General features: G+C 58.8%; 15 protein-coding genes and 1 pseudogene. 10 read left to right on the top strand and 6 right to left on the bottom strand.

Annotation, left to right across the window (positions count from 1 at the left end; translation table 11 throughout):
- From WAO69_RS15075 to WAO69_RS15065, 3 genes and pseudogenes are all read right to left on the bottom strand, one after another.
- Nucleotides 1-524, bottom strand: a pseudogene (locus WAO69_RS15075) (hypothetical protein); the annotation flags it as partial.
- A 116-nt stretch (nucleotides 525-640) separates the two neighbouring features.
- Complete coding sequence (locus tag WAO69_RS15070; protein ID WP_422180583.1) at nucleotides 641-2,263, bottom strand: ABC transporter substrate-binding protein; 1,623 nt, start codon at nucleotides 2,261-2,263, stop codon at nucleotides 641-643.
- 37 nt (nucleotides 2,264-2,300) lie between these two features.
- Nucleotides 2,301-3,509 (bottom strand): M24 family metallopeptidase, encoded by a 1,209-nt coding sequence (locus WAO69_RS15065; RefSeq protein WP_422180581.1) that lies wholly within the window; start codon nucleotides 3,507-3,509, stop codon nucleotides 2,301-2,303.
- A 129-nt stretch (nucleotides 3,510-3,638) separates the two neighbouring features.
- Here WAO69_RS15065 and WAO69_RS15060 point away from each other — a divergent pair, with 129 nt between their 5' ends.
- From WAO69_RS15060 to WAO69_RS15045, 4 genes are all read left to right on the top strand, one after another.
- Nucleotides 3,639-4,565, top strand: a complete 927-nt coding sequence (locus WAO69_RS15060; RefSeq protein ID WP_422180579.1) for a LysR family transcriptional regulator — start codon at nucleotides 3,639-3,641, stop codon at nucleotides 4,563-4,565.
- 281 nt (nucleotides 4,566-4,846) lie between these two features.
- Nucleotides 4,847-5,797 (top strand): acetamidase/formamidase family protein, encoded by a 951-nt coding sequence (locus tag WAO69_RS15055; RefSeq protein WP_422180577.1) that lies wholly within the window; start codon nucleotides 4,847-4,849, stop codon nucleotides 5,795-5,797.
- A 16-nt stretch (nucleotides 5,798-5,813) separates the two neighbouring features.
- The gene (locus WAO69_RS15050) at nucleotides 5,814-6,830 is read left to right on the top strand and encodes a Gfo/Idh/MocA family protein (RefSeq protein ID WP_422180575.1); all 1,017 of its coding nucleotides are present in this window, start codon (nucleotides 5,814-5,816) and stop codon (nucleotides 6,828-6,830) included.
- A 194-nt stretch (nucleotides 6,831-7,024) separates the two neighbouring features.
- A complete protein-coding gene (locus WAO69_RS15045; RefSeq protein ID WP_422180573.1) occupies nucleotides 7,025-7,561 on the top strand; it encodes a nucleoside deaminase in 537 nt (178 codons plus the stop codon).
- Between the two features lie 12 nt (nucleotides 7,562-7,573).
- On the opposite strand, the gene WAO69_RS15040 is transcribed toward WAO69_RS15045, so the two are convergent.
- Together WAO69_RS15040 and WAO69_RS15035 are read right to left on the bottom strand one after the other, a co-directional pair.
- Complete coding sequence (locus WAO69_RS15040) at nucleotides 7,574-8,458, bottom strand: CobW family GTP-binding protein (protein ID WP_422180571.1); 885 nt, start codon at nucleotides 8,456-8,458, stop codon at nucleotides 7,574-7,576.
- Nucleotides 8,458-10,098, bottom strand: coding sequence for an amidohydrolase (locus WAO69_RS15035; RefSeq protein ID WP_422180569.1), 1,641 nt, complete (start codon nucleotides 10,096-10,098; stop codon nucleotides 8,458-8,460). Before WAO69_RS15035 ends, WAO69_RS15040 begins: the two co-directional genes overlap by 1 nt.
- Before the next feature lie 100 nt (nucleotides 10,099-10,198).
- Between WAO69_RS15035 and WAO69_RS15030 the strand changes: the two genes are divergently transcribed.
- The 6 genes from WAO69_RS15030 (at nucleotide 10,199) to WAO69_RS15005 (ending at nucleotide 16,738) form a co-directional block, all read left to right on the top strand.
- Entirely contained in the window at nucleotides 10,199-11,152 is a 954-nt protein-coding gene (locus WAO69_RS15030) for a LysR family transcriptional regulator (protein ID WP_422180567.1), read from the top strand.
- Nucleotides 11,153-11,260: 108 nt separating this feature from the next.
- On the top strand, nucleotides 11,261-12,835 hold the full coding sequence (locus tag WAO69_RS15025; protein ID WP_422180565.1) for an ABC transporter substrate-binding protein: 1,575 nt from the start codon (nucleotides 11,261-11,263) through the stop codon (nucleotides 12,833-12,835).
- Between the two features lie 60 nt (nucleotides 12,836-12,895).
- Complete coding sequence (locus WAO69_RS15020) at nucleotides 12,896-13,873, top strand: ABC transporter permease (RefSeq protein WP_422180563.1); 978 nt, start codon at nucleotides 12,896-12,898, stop codon at nucleotides 13,871-13,873.
- Entirely contained in the window at nucleotides 13,870-14,748 is an 879-nt protein-coding gene (locus tag WAO69_RS15015; RefSeq protein WP_422180561.1) for an ABC transporter permease, read from the top strand. The genes WAO69_RS15020 and WAO69_RS15015 overlap by 4 nt, the downstream gene beginning before the upstream one ends.
- The gene (locus tag WAO69_RS15010; RefSeq protein WP_422180559.1) at nucleotides 14,748-15,734 is read left to right on the top strand and encodes an ABC transporter ATP-binding protein; all 987 of its coding nucleotides are present in this window, start codon (nucleotides 14,748-14,750) and stop codon (nucleotides 15,732-15,734) included. Before WAO69_RS15015 ends, WAO69_RS15010 begins: the two co-directional genes overlap by 1 nt.
- A complete protein-coding gene (locus tag WAO69_RS15005) occupies nucleotides 15,734-16,738 on the top strand; it encodes an ABC transporter ATP-binding protein (protein WP_422180557.1) in 1,005 nt (334 codons plus the stop codon). The genes WAO69_RS15010 and WAO69_RS15005 overlap by 1 nt, the downstream gene beginning before the upstream one ends.
- A gap of 91 nt (nucleotides 16,739-16,829) precedes the next feature.
- Here the strand turns inward: WAO69_RS15005 and WAO69_RS15000 are convergent.
- Nucleotides 16,830-18,704: GcvT family protein (locus WAO69_RS15000; RefSeq protein WP_422180555.1), on the bottom strand; the 1,875-nt coding region annotated here is incomplete at its 5' end.

Below are 18,704 nucleotides of genomic sequence, written 5' to 3'. Positions count from 1 at the left end.
GTGCCCACCTTGCCCTCGAACAGGGTGGCGTCATGCTCTTCGATCATACGGGCGCAATAATTCGCAACCTCCAGCGGAGTCGCCTCGCCCGGCTCGGATGCGCCCGGCAGGCGGTAGCTGAAATACTCGGTCAGGGCGATCTCGTCGCGGACCTTGCCGCCAAGCAACAGATGCAGCGGCAGACCTTCGGTCTTGCCGCGCGCGTCCCACATCGCCATCTCGATACCGCCAAAGACCCGTCGCGCGGCGAGCAGGTTGTCCCAAGGCGAATAGGCCATTCCCGGCACGCAAAGCCGCGCGGCCCCGTGAATGTCGCGCAGATCTCGCCCGATCAGGCGTTCTGCCATCTTGCCGACATCCGCAGCGCGATCTCCGTCTGCGCATTCTCCGAGACCGACAATACCGTCCTCGGTCTCCAATTCTATCACGGTCTTGGTCAGTGACGCGATCGAGCCATAGCTGAACCGGTATGGCGCGCGAAACGGGATGTTGACCGGCGTGGCCCGGATCGATCTGATAAGCATGACTTGCCTCTATTTGTTTTCTCGAACCGAACCGTTCAATTGCGACCACGCAACCCTGCGCAATCGTTGAAGTGCGGCCATTGCCCAAGTGGACAATGGCCTGCCGTTCTTCAAGGTTAGGCGTCAAGCCAGACTTTTTCGAGATGCATTTCGCGCAGGGGATGGCGCGTGTATCCTTTGACGGCATCGGTATGGTGCATCGCCAATTCGCGCCAATAGGCCTGAACGATCACGCCACTGTCCTGCAACATCTTTTCCAGTTCCGCCATCAGCGGGCGACGCGCCTCGGGATCGAAGACGCCCAGCGCTTCTTCCAGCTTGGCGTCGAAGGCGGGGTTCGAATGCGCACTTTCGTTCCACGCCTCGCCTGATTTGTAAGCCAGAGCATAGACCTGTACGCCCAAGGGACGCCCGCCCCAGCTGGTTGTCGAGAAGGGGTATTTCGTCCAGTCGTTCCAGAAGCTGGACCCCGGCAGAACACGACGTTCCATGACAAATCCCGCATCGCGCAATTGTGCCGCAACGCTGTCGGCGAAGTCCTTCAACTCGCCATCATCGATCGAGATCAGCTCGATCGACATGTCGGCAAGGCCGGTCTCATCTAGCATCTGCTTTGCCTTTGCCGGATCGTGGGCCGGGCGAGGAACATTTGCGTATTCCGGGTGAACCGGCGCAACATGATGGTTGTCCGCGACAGTTCCCAAGCCGTTGATCGCCAGCTCAAGACAGACCGAGTTGTCCACTGCCAGTTGCACGGCATTTCGAACCTTCTGATTGTCGAAGGGGGCGGCGTTCATGTTCATCCGGGCAACCGCCGTTGTAGCGGTCACGGCAGAGGCCCGTTTCAGTCCCATGGCGTTGAAGATTTCTTCGGAATTGTTCTGGGTCTCATCGTTCATGTCGATGATGCCATCGTCAAAGGCGGCGGCGAAACCGGCGTCGTCAGTGCCAAGGTCGATGAATTCGATTCCGTCCAGATAGGCCTCGCCGCCCCACCACGCGCCGTTTTCCCGCCGTTTGAGTACAGCCTTGCCGCCGACAGAGAATTCCACAAGCTCGAAGGCACCGGTACCGATGGGTGCATCCTGCAGTTGTCCACCGAATGTCTGGTGCACGCACAGCGCCGGATAATCACCAAAGGACGGAATCAGCGAGATATCGGGCCGGAACAGGTTCAGGCGAACGGTATAGTCATCCACCTTTTCTATCGCGCCATCGGCCGCCTGGGTGGCGGCACCTTCGCGCAGCGCGGAAAGACGCGCGGCCATCGAATTGCCCTCGGCCGTGGAATCGGCCATGCGGCGAATGTTGAACACAACATCGTCAGCCGTGAACGGATCGCCATTGTTCCAGGTCGCATTGTCGCGCACGGTCAGGGTATAGGTCATGGCATCGTCGCTCACCTCCCAGGCGGTCAGCAGCGACGGCGTGAACGATCCGTCGGCTTCCCACCGCACCAGAGGTTCGCAGAATTGCCGCGCCACGTTGGACTTCTGCGGCCAGTCGTAGGTGCGCGGGTCATTGATATCGAGGATCTGCTGACCGACGCGCAGCACACCGCCCCTCTTTGCCTCTTGAGCATTGGCGGGACTGGGCATGGCAATCCCCAGCGCACCATAGGCGACGGCGCTTGAGACCCCGAGGATGGAACTGAGCGCCATGAACTCACGACGGTCAAGGCGTCCTGCGTTGACGGAACGGGCAAGCCGCTGAATTGTGGATGACTGGTCTTTTTTCATTTTCTCAAACTCCCTGTTTGAATGGAACATTGATGCTTCAGATCATGCGCCCCGAAAGGCGGTCGTCGAACGGGTAAGCGGACATGCACTCCACGCCCGTTTCTGTTATGAGATATTGATTTTCCAGCTTGACGCCCTCGCGAGAGCGATCCCAGCCGACATAGCTTTCCAGGCAGACAATCATCCCGGGTTCGAGTTGCCCCGGCAAAGGATAAGGCCGGCCGTCGACATAGTGCGGAATGTTTGGAAACTCGCCCGACATGCCCAGCCCGTGACCGACGCAGTAATACCGGCTTGCCAGGTGTTCTTCGGGAACCTTCCAGGCCTTGCGCGCGATTTCCTCGAAACACCGGCCCGGCTGCAAGAGATCGGCGTTCGTTTCCAGTTGCTCGCGCGCGCGTGCGTAAAGCAGCCGCTGGTCGTCGGTCGCCTTGTCTTGTCCGCACAGGAAGGTCCGGGAAAAATCCACGGCATAGTTCTCGAACCCGACCGCATCGGTGTCGAGGCACAGAAGATCCCCGGCCTCCAGAACCCGCGATCCGGCCTCCTGAAAATAGGGGTAGGTGTTTGGCCCGCTTTGGAACAGCCGGGTCGAGACATACTGCCCCTCCTTGGCCATCAGCGCATAATGAAACTCGGCCCATGTTTCGGATTCTGTCCGGTCCGGGGCGGCGGTTTCCTCAAGCCGGCGCACGCCGGCCTCGACCCTGCGCATGGCTTCCCGGATGAAGGGCAGTTCGATGTCCAGCTTGATCGCGCGGGCAGGCAGCAAGGCGGCATCCGCATCCGTGATCGTCAGCCCTTCGGCGCGCAAGGCGTCGACGGCGATCCATGGAAAGCGACCGATGGCGAGCCGGTCGATTTCGGGATCATGATCCCGGATGGTGCCTGCGATCTCGGCGGCAAAGCGGCGGGCCGATCCAGCCAGGTCCCCGCCTGAACTGATCGTGTTCAGCCCCTCTGACGGGCGTATGTGGTCGATGGTCGGCAAGTCCTTTGCCAGATGTTCGCAGCCCACATATTCGTAAAGGATCGTGGGCCCGTCGGCCAGGATCAGCAGGTATCGCGCCGGTGTGCGCGTTGTGAACACCTGCATGTTGCTGGCACCGGTGGCATAGATGATGTGGTTTGAATCCAGTTCCAGAACCGCCGGAATATCCGCCTTGCGCATGGCGGCTCGAAAATGCGCCTGCCGTTCGAGAAGCAACTGATGGCGGTCAGGAAGCTGGATTGTATCCTTGGGCATTTTTGCTGGTCGCTTGCTGCTGTGAGATTCCGCACAAGGGGCGATTTCTTTGATGATACGAGGCGAGAAACCAACACCGGTATTGATTTGTTCTGCACCCCGGTTTTACCTGAGATAAAAGGTGACTCCATGCGCAATGCCCCCTCGATGACCAGTCTGCGCGCCTTTGAGGCAGTGTTGCGTCACGGCACGCTGTCGGCCGCCGCGCGCGAGTTATGCGTGACGCCTGCGGCCATCAGTCATCGGCTGCGTGATCTCGAAGAGACCTGTGGCCAGCCTCTTGTCACGCGTCGCAACGGCCGCTTCATGGCCACCGCGCTTGGGCATGAGGTTGCGGATCTCCAGGGGGATGCCTTTGACCGCATTCGTCTTGCCGATACCCTCCTGTCGCGCTCTGGCGAGACGATCGCTCACGTCATTGCCCCCTATTCTTTTGCCACGCTGTGGCTTGCCCGGTATCTGCCCGACTTCGAAGGGCTGCATCCACAGGCCGATCTGCGCATTCTTCCCTCGCATGATCCCTTGATGGAAGGGGCGGCCGACATCAGGATCGTTCATTCTGACCGCAAGCCCGAAGGCGACTGGACGCTGTTGTTCAGGGATGTTTGCGCGGTGATGGCACGTCCCGATCACCCTCTGATCACCTCGCCGCCGGCTGATCTCAATGAGATCTTTTCGGGGACACTGGTCCATGTGGGGACCCGGCATGGCAGTGTCCGTGGCGCATTCACTTGGGCACGATGGCGCGAGCTTATGGGTCTGCATGCCACGCTTCCCGCCACGGGCACGCATCTGACGGCAGAACATCTTGCGGTGGATCTCTTGCAGCGAAAAGAAACATTGGGTCTGATCAGTCTGAACAACGCAGCCGACCATCTGGAGCGGGGAGTCCTAGCCGTCATACCTGGCAGTCAGGTGCAATCGGATTGCAGTTACTGGCTCCAGGTTCAGGATCGCGCGGGAGGGGTCAGAAGCATCGCGCGCGAACTTGCTGACTGGTTGCATCAGTGCTTTGCGCAACATCCCTTGAACAAGTCAGAAACTCTTTCCGGTTGAGGGTACATATGGAAAAGGGGGACGATCGCAGAAATGTCGGCGATTGCGACCATCCTCAGAGGCGCTGAAGGCCCGCCATCAACGGCTTGCCTGACGACAGCGCCCACGGGACGGTTTAGGGTGATCTGACAAGAGAGGATCTCTGGCACATCGCACCCCCCAAGAGGTGGAGTTGAGCCAGAAACCCGCAACACGCACGAGCCACGGCGAGAAGATCGCCAAAGATATCAAACGCGCCATGCGCAAACAGTATTCTTCCGTCAGAAAAGAGGTATCTCATTATGGCATTGCGCCTGAAAGCCAGCCCGCAAACCTGTGTATGGGGGTATTTCGATGCCTCTCAAGAACCTGTTTTTGAGGTCCAGAGCGGAGACACCGCCATCATCGAAACAGTCTCTGGCGGTCCCGAGCACACACCTTTGCCCTCTGACGGCTACAACATTCCCCCAGAGCTTTTGGAGATTCATGCCAGGTCGCCACGCCAATTGCCGGGGCATATTCTCACCGGTCCGATTGCTATTGCCGGTGCCAAACCTGGTCACGTACTGGAAGTACAGATTGTTGACGTGCAGTTGCGTCAAAACTGGGGATGGAACCTGATCCGCCCGTTGGCAGGAACATTGCCCGATGAATTTCCGAATTCGCGCAGCACAATCATCCCACTGGATCTCGACACCATGAAGGCCAGGCTGTCCTGGGGTCTGGACCTGCCGCTCAGGCCGTTTTTCGGAGTGATGGGTGTCGCGCCTCCGCCCAATTGGGGGCGCATTTCCACGATCCAGCCGCGCGCACATGGTGGCAACATCGACAACAAGGAACTTGTCGCAGGTTCAACGCTGTATCTGCCGGTTTTCACGGAAGGTGCACTGTTTTCATGTGGAGACGGGCATGGTGCGCAGGGTGATGGTGAGGTATGCGTGACCGCAATCGAAACCGCTCTGGAAGGCACGTTCCGCTTTATCGTGCGGGATGATCTGCAGCTTGCCTATCCACGCGCTCAGACACCGACCCATCTGATCACCATGGGAATGCATGAAGACCTCGATCGTTGTGCAGAGATGGCCCTGCGCGACATGATTGTCTGGATCGTCCAGCGAACCGGGCTTGGCCGTGAGGACGCATATATGCTTTGTTCGCTCGCCGGAGATCTGCGGATCACGCAAACGGTGAATGGCAACAAGGGCGTTCACATGACAATGGAAACAGCCTTGCTGGACACCAGGGCAGGTTGAACAAGGGATCGAAAACATGAGCGTGAAGACAGCGGTAATCGGTTTGGGCATCATGGGCCGTCGCATGGTGGAACACATGGCTGCCCATCCCGGATATTCTCCGGTTGCGATATGGGACCCCGATGCCGAGGCTTGCCGTCTGGCGCAAGCTCTTGCCCCGCAAGCGCAGATTGCCGAGACCGCTGAAACAGCCATCGCTGCGGCTGATCTGGTCTATCTGGCTTGTCCTCCCGCGCCACGCAAATCTTATGCGATGGCCGCAGCCGATGCAGGCAAATCCGTATTTCTGGAAAAACCTCTGGGCGTTGATGTTCAGGAAAGCAGGGAACTTGTGGCCCATCTGGAGGCGCGTGGGCGTCCTGCGGCGGTGAACTTCACGCAGGCCGCTGGCACCGCATTGACAACTGTGCATGACGCCGCGCGTTCAGGTACTATGGGAGACATTCTGGGAGCCGATATCATCGTCACCTATCCTGCCTGGCCGCGGGCCTGGCAGAAGGCGGCGGACTGGTTGCGATATCGCGACGAGGGCGGGATGACGCGGGAAGTGATTTCACATTTCCTGTTTTTCTCACAGCGTATTCTTGGCCCCCTCTCGGTGACTTGGGCGTGCCCCTCCTATCCCGGCGACGATCGTTTGTGCGAAACCCATATGTTGGCGCGTCTCGAGACCGCCGACGGTCGCCCCGTAACCGTAATGGCCAGCGTGGGCGGGGCTCAGCCTGATCGGCAGGAATTGACGATCAAGGGATCACGCGCAAGCCACCGCATCTCTGAATTCTATATTGACGCGGTTTCGGACGGCGGACCTTTTACAGAGCTTGGAGAGCGCCCCGCGGACCCGCGGGCCGTCAGTTTGAAGGCGCAACTGGACGACCTGCTGTTATGTCTGGACGGTCGACCCAATCGCCTTGCAACACCACAAGAAGCTTTGCAGGTGCAGATCCTGGTCGAGCAGATGCTGGCGGCCAAAGGCAATTCTTCGCAAAACCAAGGGGATGCGGATGTGGACTTTTCGCAGCTGGATGACTGAGAAGACTCTGACGAAGATGACGGGATACAGCAATCGTCAGAAATGTGCGATCCTGCGCCCCTCAGAGGGCGCTGTGCCGGTGGTTCCACTTTGTCGCAACCACGGCATGGCCAAGCAAGGTGCAGGGTGTGTCGACGCCTGACATTTTCAACCCGGATGATAGGCTGTTGGCAACCCAGAGAGAGTACGGATCCATGAATCTACCAAGCAAACATGACGTCGCCAGGTTCGCACATTTTGATGATGCCCTGGACATCGCCCTGTTGCGAAAGGCGAATGCGGTCGGCTGGCGTGCACGCGAAAACGGAGACGAGCCCTATGGCTGTATTCTCGCCGACCAGAATGGAAACATCGTCGCAGAGGGAGAATGCCATGTGCGCCGCACCGGTGATCCGACGCGGCACGGTGAGATGATGATGATCCTTGAGGCCATCAAGAACGTCGGAGTCGATGCCTTGGGCGATTGTTCGGCTTATGTCTCGGGGGGGCCTTGCGTCATGTGCACAGGGGCAATCTATTGGGCGGGTATTGGTCGGCTCGTCTATGCCATCGACATTGCGGCAGCAGACAACCGGGACCATACGGAAAATGGCGGCAAGCCGACCCTTCGTTCCCATTTCAAGGATATTCTTGCAACCGGATCGCGCCAGATGGTGGTGGATGGACCCTATCCTGAACTCAGAGACGAGATTCTGGCGCGCTTCAAGGGATATGATTTCTCTGCCGATTAGGATCTGCCTGTCTCAGGAAGCAAGCGCATTCAATCGGTCGGCTTGAAAGCTCTCTTTCAGTCCGATGCAGACAAGCCCTATGGCGTGATCCCCCTGTGCTGGCTCGATGCTATAGCGCCCGCCCACCACATGCACCAATGCAAGGCCGTCGCGGGTTTGCACGAACCCCTTGGCGCGTGTCACGCAGGGATCACCAGCCAGGGCCTGGGCCAGCACCTCCGCATCAACCGGACCGTCCGTTGCCAGCACCGTCGAGGCGAACAAGCCGTGCGCTGTATCCGGACCCGGCGTGCCGTGGCGGGCGGGCAAGGGTAACGCCCCAAAGAGCGCGCTGGCCGGAACCGCGCCGTGTCGCACGGGCACAATCCGGGTGGCAGGCACCTTTGCCTTGAGCCAATCGGTAACAGAGGCGATTTTGTCCTGGCTGACCAAATCGGTCTTGGTCAGCAGCAAGACGTCAGCCTGTGCAAGCTGTCTGTCAATCGTATCGGACAGGTACTTGTGGACCGAATTGGCACGAATTTGCTCGACATCGGCAAGCACCAGAACCGCATCTGCACGCAGTCCGTCGATCATGCCGACTGTGGTCGCAATCGATGCGGGAAGCGCAACGCCAGAGGCTTCAATCAGCACATGATCGGGTCGGGGCACCATTGCGTTGATATCCTCCAACGCTCCGATCAGATCGCTGCCAAAGGCGCAGCAGACGCAGCCACCCGAGATCGAGATCAAACCGTCCTCTTCCGCCTCGATCAGGTCGGCATCGATTGGCAAATCTCCGAATTCATTGACCAATACGGCAAGTCGCAGCCCGCCGTTGTGGCGCAGCAAGTGGTTGACCAGCGTCGTTTTGCCCGCTCCCAGATAACCGCCAATCACAGTGACAGGGAGTTTCATTACAGCTCCGAAGCTGCAAAGATGCGCCCACCCTGAACGGTCCCCCAGACAGGTATGTCTTTCAGCGCCATCGGGTCTACAGCAGTTGGATCCTCTTCAAGCACGGCGAAATCAGCCCGTTTGCCAATCTCGATCGACCCTATCAGGTGATCCATCTTCATCGTGATCGCTGCACCCTTCGTGATGGCGTAGAGCGCTTGCTCAACGGAAATCCGCTCGCCTTCTCCTTGCACACGACCCGACGCCGTCAGCCGGTGAACGGCAGACCAGGCGGTGAACAGAGGGCCAAGAGGGGTCACCGGCGCATCCGAATGGATGGCCATCGGCACCCCTTGGGACAAGGCGGTCCGGCAGGCGTTCATCCGATGCGCGCGCTCCGGGCCGACGGTCAGGGTGTAATGCTCATCCCCCCAATAGAAATGATGGTTGGCAAACAGGTTCACGCACATGCCCAACCGTGCCATCTGGCGAAACTGATGTTCGCTGGCCAACTGGCAATGCTGCAGGGTAAAGCGATGATCGGTATCAGGGGCACGGCGCAGGACCGTTTCCAGGGTGTCGATGGTCAGTTGTGTCGCTTCATCGCCGTTGGTGTGCGTATGCACCTGCACGCCGGCTTTGAGCGCCAGTTCGTAAATCTCTTCCAGCTGATCGGGTGCGATATACCACAACCCGTTTTCCGCCCCGTTATAGTAACCGGGCCAAAGCATTCGGGCCGAAAACCCTTGAATCGAGCCATCTGCCACAACCTTGATCCGCCCCAGATCAAGCCGGTCCGTGTTGCGCTGCTTGAGGCCGGCCGTATAGGCGACCAGCTCTTTCGGACCCATTCCCATGCTGATGCGAAATGCAACGAGGCAGACGGGAAAGCGGTCTTCGCCGGTAACATCCGCGAACAGGTCAACCAGTGTATCGTCCAGTTGCAGCCCCAAATCAGACGAGGTTGTGACCCCGGCCCTCACGCACAGCTTGCCGTAGTTGCGCAGGCCTCCGGCATCGGCTGCCAGAAACGCGCGATCCATGCCCACATGCTTGCCCGCGGGCATGATGATCTCGGGGCTTTTCAGCTCTCCTGTGGGCAATCCATCTGCGGCCAAAGGAATACCGGGGTGGTTGTTGCCTTCATGATAGAGACCAGCAAGTTCCAGCCCCCGTGTATTGACATTCAGGATGTGGCCCGAGGCATGCAGGATACCCACGGGCCGCGTGCTGCTGACACGGTCCAGATCTGCGCGCGTCATGCGCACATTGTCCATATAGATCGGGTCCAGCCCCCAGCCCAGAAGGGGGGCGTCAGGATCCGCCATCTCCTTTTCGGCCTCGCTGAGCCGGGCCACGACCGCGTCCACCGATTTGACCCCGGACCACACCGAGCCATTCGGGTCACGCCGATCGAACCAGCCCAGATATGTGAATTGCCACAACGCACCTTCCATCGTATGCGCATGGCCTTCGATCAGACCCGGCATCAGCACCTTGTCGGCAAAGCGTTCGTCCAGCGTATACGCCCCCCATCCCGCAAGATCGTTCAGGCTGCCCGCCCCCAGTATTCTTCCATCGCGCACTGCAACGTGGCTGACCTCTGGCTGGTTCGGGTTCATGGTGATGATTTTTCGGGCAGAGTAGATCGTCGTGGACATCAGGTTGATCCTTTGGCGGGGAGGTTCAACCAAGCCTATGAGCCTTTCGCCACGTAAGAAAATAGATTTAACTGTTCTGTATCCGTGGTTTTTTAGTGGAATGAACATGCTGAACTATACGCTCAAGCAATTGCGCTATGTCGAAGCGGCGGGGCGGTTGGGCTCGATCACCAAGGCGGCCGGCGAATTGTCGATCTCGCCAAGCTCCATCACGGCCGCGATTGGGGCGGTCGAGGGCGGGCTGGGCTATGATCTGTTTATACGCACACCCGCACGCGGTATCCTTCCGACTCCGCAGGGAGCCGAGGCGTTGAAGATGATCCGTGTCTTCATCCAGCAGTCCCGTCACTTTGAGGCGGAAATGCAAGCCGTCGACGGAGGATTGAGTGGCGCAGTCAGGATCGCATGCTATGCCACGGCGGCACCTGCCGTGCTGCCGCCGATCCTCAGCGGCATGTCCAGCCACTTGCCCGACACGACGTTCAGCATCTTTGAAGGCTCCATCGAACGGGTGATGGAGTTTCTCAACAACGGCGAAGCGGACATGGCCTTTTGCTATGCCACAAGCGTGGAGTCGCGCCATACCTTTGAGCCGCTGTTTGACGCCCCTCCTTTCGCGATTGTCCCGCGCACCGATCCTTTTGCGCAACGAGAGATCATATCCCTGGCCGAACTGGCAGAGCGGCCCGTGATCATGTTGGACCTGCCTGTCGCACGCGAGTATTTTGACAATGTCTTTTCGGCAGCCGGTCTCAGCCCGCGCATCGCGCATTCCACCCGGTCTTCCGAGATTCTGCGTGCCCTTGTTGGAATCGGTTTTGGCGTTTCGCTGCTGAACATCCGCCCGCTGGGATATCACGAAAGCGAGTCGGACTACGCCATTGTGCCCATTAGTGATGCAATCACACCGCCGACCTTTGGCATCGTGACGATCAGGGGGATGGAACACCCACGCGTGGTGCAGAGCTTTATCGATGCCTGCATCGCCATGAAACACACAGGGCAGTTCGACTCATTGGTCGCAACTCAAACGCCGACTTCCGCTACGAAATGATGGAATGACGTACATTAAATCAGTTTTATGAATAATGATCTCTGGTCTAGCCTCAACCTTGTAAAATTCACACCACAAGTGAGCCAAAACGATCAGGGAGATCAGATCTTGACTATAGCACTCAAGCATTTCTTGGCAGCGGTGGCCGTTACAGCGGTGACATCGACTGCGGCATTCGCGCAGGACGAACCGACACGCGGCGGCCAGTTGGTTGTTGCGCTGACCAACACGCCACGCGTTCTGAACCCGGCAGTGCAGTCCGGTATCGTCACCGGCCTGGTCGGCGCACAGCTTTTTGCGTCGCCATTGCGCTATGACGAGAACTGGACGCCCCAACCCTATCTCGCCAAAAGCTGGGAAGTCAGCGAGGACGGCCTGACCGTCACGCTGAACCTGCAGGAAAACGCGACGTTCCATGATGGCACGCCCATCACATCCGAGGATGTCGCGTTTTCAGTCGATATCATCAAGGAATACCACCCGTTCAAATCCATGTTCGCCCCGGTGACCAGTGTGGACACCCCGGATGAGCACACCGCCGTACTGAACCTGTCCAAGCCGCACCCTGCCCTTATGCTGGCTATGTCGGGACAGTTGATGTCCATCATCCCCAAACACATCTACGGCGACGGTCAGGACCCCAAGAACCACCCGCGGAACAACGAGGATGTCGTCGGCTCGGGTCCGTTCAAGCTGGTTGAATTCAAGCCCGGCGAACATGTGATCATGGAACGCTATGACGGCTATTGGGAAGACAACCTGCCCTATGTGGACCGTGTGATCGCGCGGATCATCACAGACAGTTCGGCCCGCGCCATCGCGCTGGAAAACGGCGAACTTCACATGTCGACCTTTGAAGCCGAGCCGACTGTGGTCAACCGACTGTCCCAGGTCGACGGCCTGAACGTCACCAAGGAAGGCTATGGCGGCATCGGTCCCATCGACTGGCTGGCGATGAACACTACCAAGGGTCCGCTGGCGGACGTCAGGGTGCGTCAGGCGATTGCCTATGCGATCGACAAGAACTTTATCCTCAATGCGATCATGCGCGGCACGGCAGCCGAGGCGAAAACGGGCATCCACCCCGACAGCCCGCTCTATTATGACGGCGTGCCGACCTATGAGCTGGATCTGGACAAGGCCAACGCTCTGCTGGACGAGGCGGGCTATCCGATGAACGGCGACAAGCGCTTTGACATCACCATGGAGCTGGTGCCTTTCCCAGGCTACCGCGCACAGTCCGAGTACATCAAGCAGGCCCTGTCCAAGGTCGGCATCATGGTCGAATTGCAGGCCCACCCCGACTTCCCAAGCTGGGCGCAGACCATGGGCACGATGGATTTCGACATGTCCATGGACAGCGTCTACAACTGGGGCGATCCGGTCATCGGCGTGAACCGCACCTACATGAGCACCAACATCGCAAAAGGCGTGTGGTCCAACACCCAAGGCTATGCCAACGCCCGTGTGGACGAATTGCTGGACATGGCGGCGACCGAGAATGACGCGGCCAAGCGCAAGGCACTCTACAAGGAGTTCCAGGAAATCGTGGCCGAAGAGGTACCGATCTATTTCCTGAACGCGGTTCCGATGCACACGATCTATTCCGACCGTGTCGGCAATGCGCCCAAGGGCATCTGGGCGTCAAGCTCGCCCATGGATAAGATCTTCCTCAGGAAGTAAATCGCGATGTGCCCGCAGCGCTGAGGTGCTGCGGGCCCTTTTTCAGAAGGGTTTCAGTTCTTGGACATCCTCCGTGTCACGGCTACGCGCCTGTTCTATGCCATTGTGCTGTTGCTGGCGGTACTGGTGCTGAACTTTTCCATGATGCATCTGGCTCCCGGAGACGTAGCGGATACGATCGCGCAGTCGATGGGGGGCGCAGATGAAGAAATCCTCGACCGCATTCGAGAAGATTACGGCCTGAACGAGCCGTTTATCGTGCAATTGGGCGTGTATCTTGGCAAAGTGATGCGCTTCGATCTGGGTTACTCGTTTTTCTACAATCAGCCAGTGACCGACCTTATCCTGCAGCGGTTGCCCGCGACCCTGCTTCTGGTGTTCACGGCGCAATTCTTCGCATTGATCATTGGTGTGGTGCTGGGAATCATCTCGGCCAGACGCCCAAACGGGATGCTCAGCCATTTTGTGACGTTTCTGGCGCTCTTTGGCTATGCGGCCCCTGTGTTCTGGACAGGCATCCTGCTGTTGATTGCCTTTTCTCTGAAAATCCAGTGGTTTCCGGTGGCGGGTATGCGTGATGTCACGTTGCAGGGGGGCGTTATCGAGCGCTTCTTTGACGTGGCGCGGCACTTGGTTCTTCCCGCTGTAACGCTTGGATCGATCTTTCTGGCGCTCTACTCGCGCCTCAGCCGTGCGACCATGATGGAGACCCTGGGATCGGACTATGTGCGCACGGCCAAAGCCAAAGGGCTCACCGAACGCGAGGTCGTCTACAAACACGCGCTCAAGAACGCGATGTCGCCTGTGATTACACTGGCCGGTTTGCAGTTCAGCGCGGTGATCTCGGGGGCTGTCCTTGTCGAGACCGTTTTCGCATGGCCCGGCCTAGGTACGCTGGCGTTTCAATCGATCCTTGCGCGTGACACACCCACCATTCTGGGCATCCTGTTCTTTTCCGCTCTGATCGTGATCGTCGGAAACCTGTTGACCGATTTCGTTCTGCGCCTTGTGGACCCGCGATTGAGGGCGCGCACATGAGTGACCAAAGCCTTGAACCCGCGATCGAAAAGGCCCGCTCACCCTTTTCCGAAGCATGGGAAATGTTTCGAGGCAATTATGCGGCGATGGCTGGACTTGTTGTCCTGATCCTCATCGTGATCGGAGCGGTCCTGGGTCCAATCCTCTATCCGACAGATCCCTTTGATATGGTCTGGGCACCGTTTTCTCCGCCCGGACAGGACGGGTTTCTGCTTGGCACGGACTACCTTGGTCGCGATCTGTTGGCGCAAATCCTCAATGGCGGCCGGGTGACATTGGTCATTGGGCTCTCTGCCGCAGTTTTGACGGTTGTCATCGGAGTGACAGTCGGCGCTCTGGCAGGGTTTTACGGCGGGGTGATCGAAGAAATCCTGATGCGGATCACCGAGTTCTTTCAGGTCCTGCCAACCTTGCTGTTTTCGATGGTTATCGTGGCGTTGTTCGGGGCCAGCCTGCCGATGATCACACTTGCGATCGGTCTTGTCAGTTGGACAGCGGTCGCGCGGATCACGCGGGCTGAATTCTTGCGTGTGCGCGAATTGGAATATGTCATGGCCAGCCGCGCCTCTGGTGCGTCCAACATGGCTTTGATGTTCGGGGTCATTCTGCCGAACGCGCTGCCACCGATCATCGTGCAGTCTGCGCTGATGGTCGGGTCTGCCATCCTGTTCGAAGCGGGGCTCAGCTTTCTGGGCTTGACCGATCCGAACATCACCAGTTGGGGGCAGATCATCGGGTCGAACCGTCAATACATCCTGGAATCCAGCTATACCGTCACCATTCCGGGCCTCGCCATTTTCATTACGGTGCTGGCCATCAGCCTGGTCGGCGATGGCCTGAATGACGCCCTGAACCCGAAACTGAGAAAACGCTGATGGCCCCTTTGCTCCAGGTCGAAAATCTGCGCGTTGAGCTTGCGATCCGAGGGGGCGTGGTGCCCGTCATAGACGATCTCAGCTTCACCTTGAAACACGGCGAAAACATCAGCTTTGTCGGCGAATCCGGATGTGGAAAGTCGATGACGGCGCTGGCAATCATGGGTTTGCTTCCCGAAGGGATTGGCCGGATCGCGTCGGGGCGCATACTGTTTGATGGAGAAGATCTGACCACCGCCTCGGAAGCTCGTTTGCGTGACATCCGGGGCAATCAGATCAGCATGATCTTTCAGGAACCGATGACATCGCTGAACCCGGTCTATACCGTGGGCGAACAGATTGCCGAGGTCTTGCGCGCGCATCAAAACCTCGGGCACAGGGCGGCACTCGATACGGCGGTTGAACTGCTCGATGCGGTCCGCATTCCCAATGCGCGCAGCCGCGTAAACGACTATCCCTTTCAAATGTCCGGCGGACAGCGCCAACGCGTGATGATTGCCATCGCGCTTGCCTGTTCGCCCAAGATCCTGATCGCGGATGAACCGACGACGGCGCTTGATGTCACCGTACAGGCACAAATCTTTGATCTGCTGCGCGATTTGCGCAAACAGACGGGCACCTCGATCATCATGATTACCCATGACATGGGCGCGGTTGCCGAGATGGCTGATCGCCTCATTGTCATGTACGCAGGCCGCAAGGCTGAAGAAGGTGCGGTCGACACCGTCATCAGCCATCCCCGGCATCCCTATTCGCAAGGGCTGATTTCCTGCGTGCCGCATATCATGGCCAATCTGACCGCTGAGCGTCATGAGTTGACCGAGATCCCCGGCATCGTCCCCAGCATCTCCGAGTTCGGGCAGGATCGTTGTCTTTACGCCTCGCGCTGCCCGCGGGTCAGCGATCAGTGCCGGACAATGCGCCCACCGGAAAACCCGGTTTCAGCAGATCAGATCTCGGCCTGCTGGCATGCGGAGGACCTGTGATGTCGCCGCTTCTGGATATCCGCAATCTCACAGTCCGGTTTCCGGTGCGCAAGAAGGGTGCCGGCTGGGGCAACAAGCATTTTCTGACAGCGGTCGATGATGTGTCTTTCACGGTCCGCAAGGGTGAAACGCTTGCGATTGTAGGAGAAAGCGGATCGGGCAAGACCACCGCAGCCCTTGCCATTGCACGGCTTGTCAGCGCGCAAATCTCTGGTCAGGTCTTGCTGGATGGCCAGGATATCCTGCCCCTCGGGGGAGACCAGCTGAAAGACATGCGGCGCAGGGTACAGGTGATTTTTCAGGATCCGTATTCGTCGCTCAATCCGCGCAAGCGGGCAGAGAACATCGTGCGCGAACCTCTGGACAGCCTGACGGACAAGTCCGAGGCAGAAAAACAGAAAATCGTTGACAGTTTGTTCGAAGCCGTGGGTTTGCGCCCGGAACAAAAGCGCCTGTTCCCCCACCAGTTTTCCGGCGGTCAACGTCAGCGTATCGGCATTGCGCGCGCGCTCAGCACACAGCCTGATGTGATCATTTGCGACGAGCCCGTATCCGCGCTCGATGTGGCCGTTCAAGCTCAGATTCTGAATCTCTTGCGCCGTCTGCAAGCCCAGTTCGGGCTGACCTATGTTTTCATCAGCCATGATCTTGGCGTCGTTCAGCATATGTGTGACAGCGTCGCCGTCATGTATATGGGCAAGGTGGTTGAACATGCCGACAGGCTCTCGCTGTTCAACAACCCGCTTCATCCCTACACGGCTGCCTTGTTGTCGGCAGTCCCCTCTGTTGATCCGGACATACGCCGCAATGCGCGCCGCATCCTGATCCCGGGGGATCCCCCTGATCCACTGAATTTGCCGGCAGGATGTCGCTTTGCATCACGCTGTCCGGCAGCAAAACCGCAGTGCACCGGGGCGCAGCCGCAGCTTGCCGATCACGGCGAAGGGCACCGCGTTGCCTGTGATCTGATCACCGATGGCAAGAACCCTGTTTTCATGGTTTGACCACGTAAGCCGATGACCGAGCGGCGGGTGGCAAACACTTCTTTGAACACACCAAGCCATTGAGTGTTTGCAACAATACCCGCCGCTCAGTCTAGCTCCGCATTCGCTCGAATGTTGGATCGTATGGCGATGGCGCAATGACTTCGGCCAAGACCAGATCGCCACAGATGTCGATATGAACCAGCATGCCAACGCGCGCGAGAGGCGGGTCGATAAAGGCATATGCAAGGTTCATACCAACCCGATGCACCCAATCAGCCGATGTGACGGTGCCCACGACCCTGTCGCCTTGCATCACTGACGCTCCACCATGAGCCGGTGCATGGGTGGCGTCGATCCTGAGCGTTGCCAGCTGTTTGCGTGCACCGTTGGCTTGTCGCTTGATCAGCGCGTCCTTGCCGACGAAATCGCCCTTTTCGAGCTTCACAAACCGCGAAAGGCCAGTCTCGAATGGATCGAATTCGGTGATCAGCTCGGCCTTCCAATGCAGGAAGCCTTTTTCCATGCGCATCGACTCGACCGCGCGCGCGCCAAACAGTTTCAACCCCTGCGCAGCCCCCGCCTTGCGCAGGGCCAGATAGGCCGCATAAAGCGAGGCATTGGGAACATGGATCTCATAGGCCAATTCGCCCGAAAAGCTGACACCCATGACAGTCGCGGGCGCAAATCCGATGAAGCATTCGCGCACCGACAGCCAGGGAAAGGCTTCTTTCGACCAGTCGCCACGGGCGCAATCCGACAGTACGGCGCGCGCCTTTGGCCCGGCCAGAACAAGGATCGTCTGATCGTTGGTCAGACTGCGCAATTGGACGTCTTCATCGGGGTTCAGCTGCGCGCTCAGCCAGTCCATGTCGTGGAATTCGCTTGCGGCTGCCGACCCGTACCAGACCCGCGCAGGGCCTCGGTCTGAAGCGGGAATGTTTGCCACCGTCGCCTCTCCCTTTATGCACCCATGGGCATTCAGCAAGTATCCCAAGCCCACGCGGCCATCGCGTTTGGTGACGGTGCCGCAAAACATCCGATCCAGAAAACCGTGCCTGTCAGCGCCTGTGATCTCGATCCGGTTGAAGCCGTTGACCTCTGCGAGGCCTACGTTTTCAGCCACATTGCGCACCTCTGCGCCAATCACCTCGAACGTCTCATCGAAATTGAAGCTTGGGCTGGGGTGAAAATCGGGTGTGGGCTTGATGTAATCCACACGTTCCCAGCCATTCACCACCGTGAATTCTGCACCCTCGGCGGCCATGATGGGCGTGAGCGGTGTCGTCTTGGCAGGCCGCCCCGCGGGGCGGTGCTCATGGGGGAAATGAAAGCGGAATTCGTTCTGATAGTCCTCGATGGCCTTGAGGGCGGTCAGTTCGACATTCGCATGGCCGGTAAAGCGGCGCGGGTCGATCACCCAGGTGTCATAGCACGCCTCGCCCTGAACGATCTGCTGGGCAAGCAGCCAGCCATGCCCGCCACCCTCGCCGAGGCCCGCACGCAGACCAGTGATGCAATAGGCGTTGCGCTTGCCCGGGATCGGGCCAACCATCGGGGCACCATCGATCGTATAGGTGATCGGGCCATTCACGACCCGCTTGATGCCCACCTCCATAAGCGCGGGCATCCTCTCGAACGCGCCCCCCAGCACGTCCATGACGCGGTCCAGATCGTCGGGGCACAGATCATTCGAGAAATCCGGGCTGATCCCGTCCATCCCCCATGTCCGGCAGTCCTGCTCATAAAAGCCGACCAACAACCCGCCTTTTTCCTGACGCGAGTAGTAATCCGAGATCGGGCAGCGCAGCAGCGGCATCCGGTGCCCTGCCGCGGCGATAGCTGGAATGTCTTCGGTGATGAAATACTGATGCTCCATCGACGCAACGGGATGGTGCACCCCCATCATCGCGCCCACTTCATTCACCCTGTAGCCACAGGCGTTCACCACGATGTCGCAATCAATGTCACCGTGTTCGGTATGCAC

Source organism: Aestuariivita sp. (genome assembly GCF_049276915.1).
Classification (GTDB): Bacteria; Pseudomonadota; Alphaproteobacteria; order Rhodobacterales; family Rhodobacteraceae; genus Aestuariivita.
Note: the sequence above shows the minus strand (reverse complement) of the source record. Positions and strands in the feature narration are given on the sequence as shown.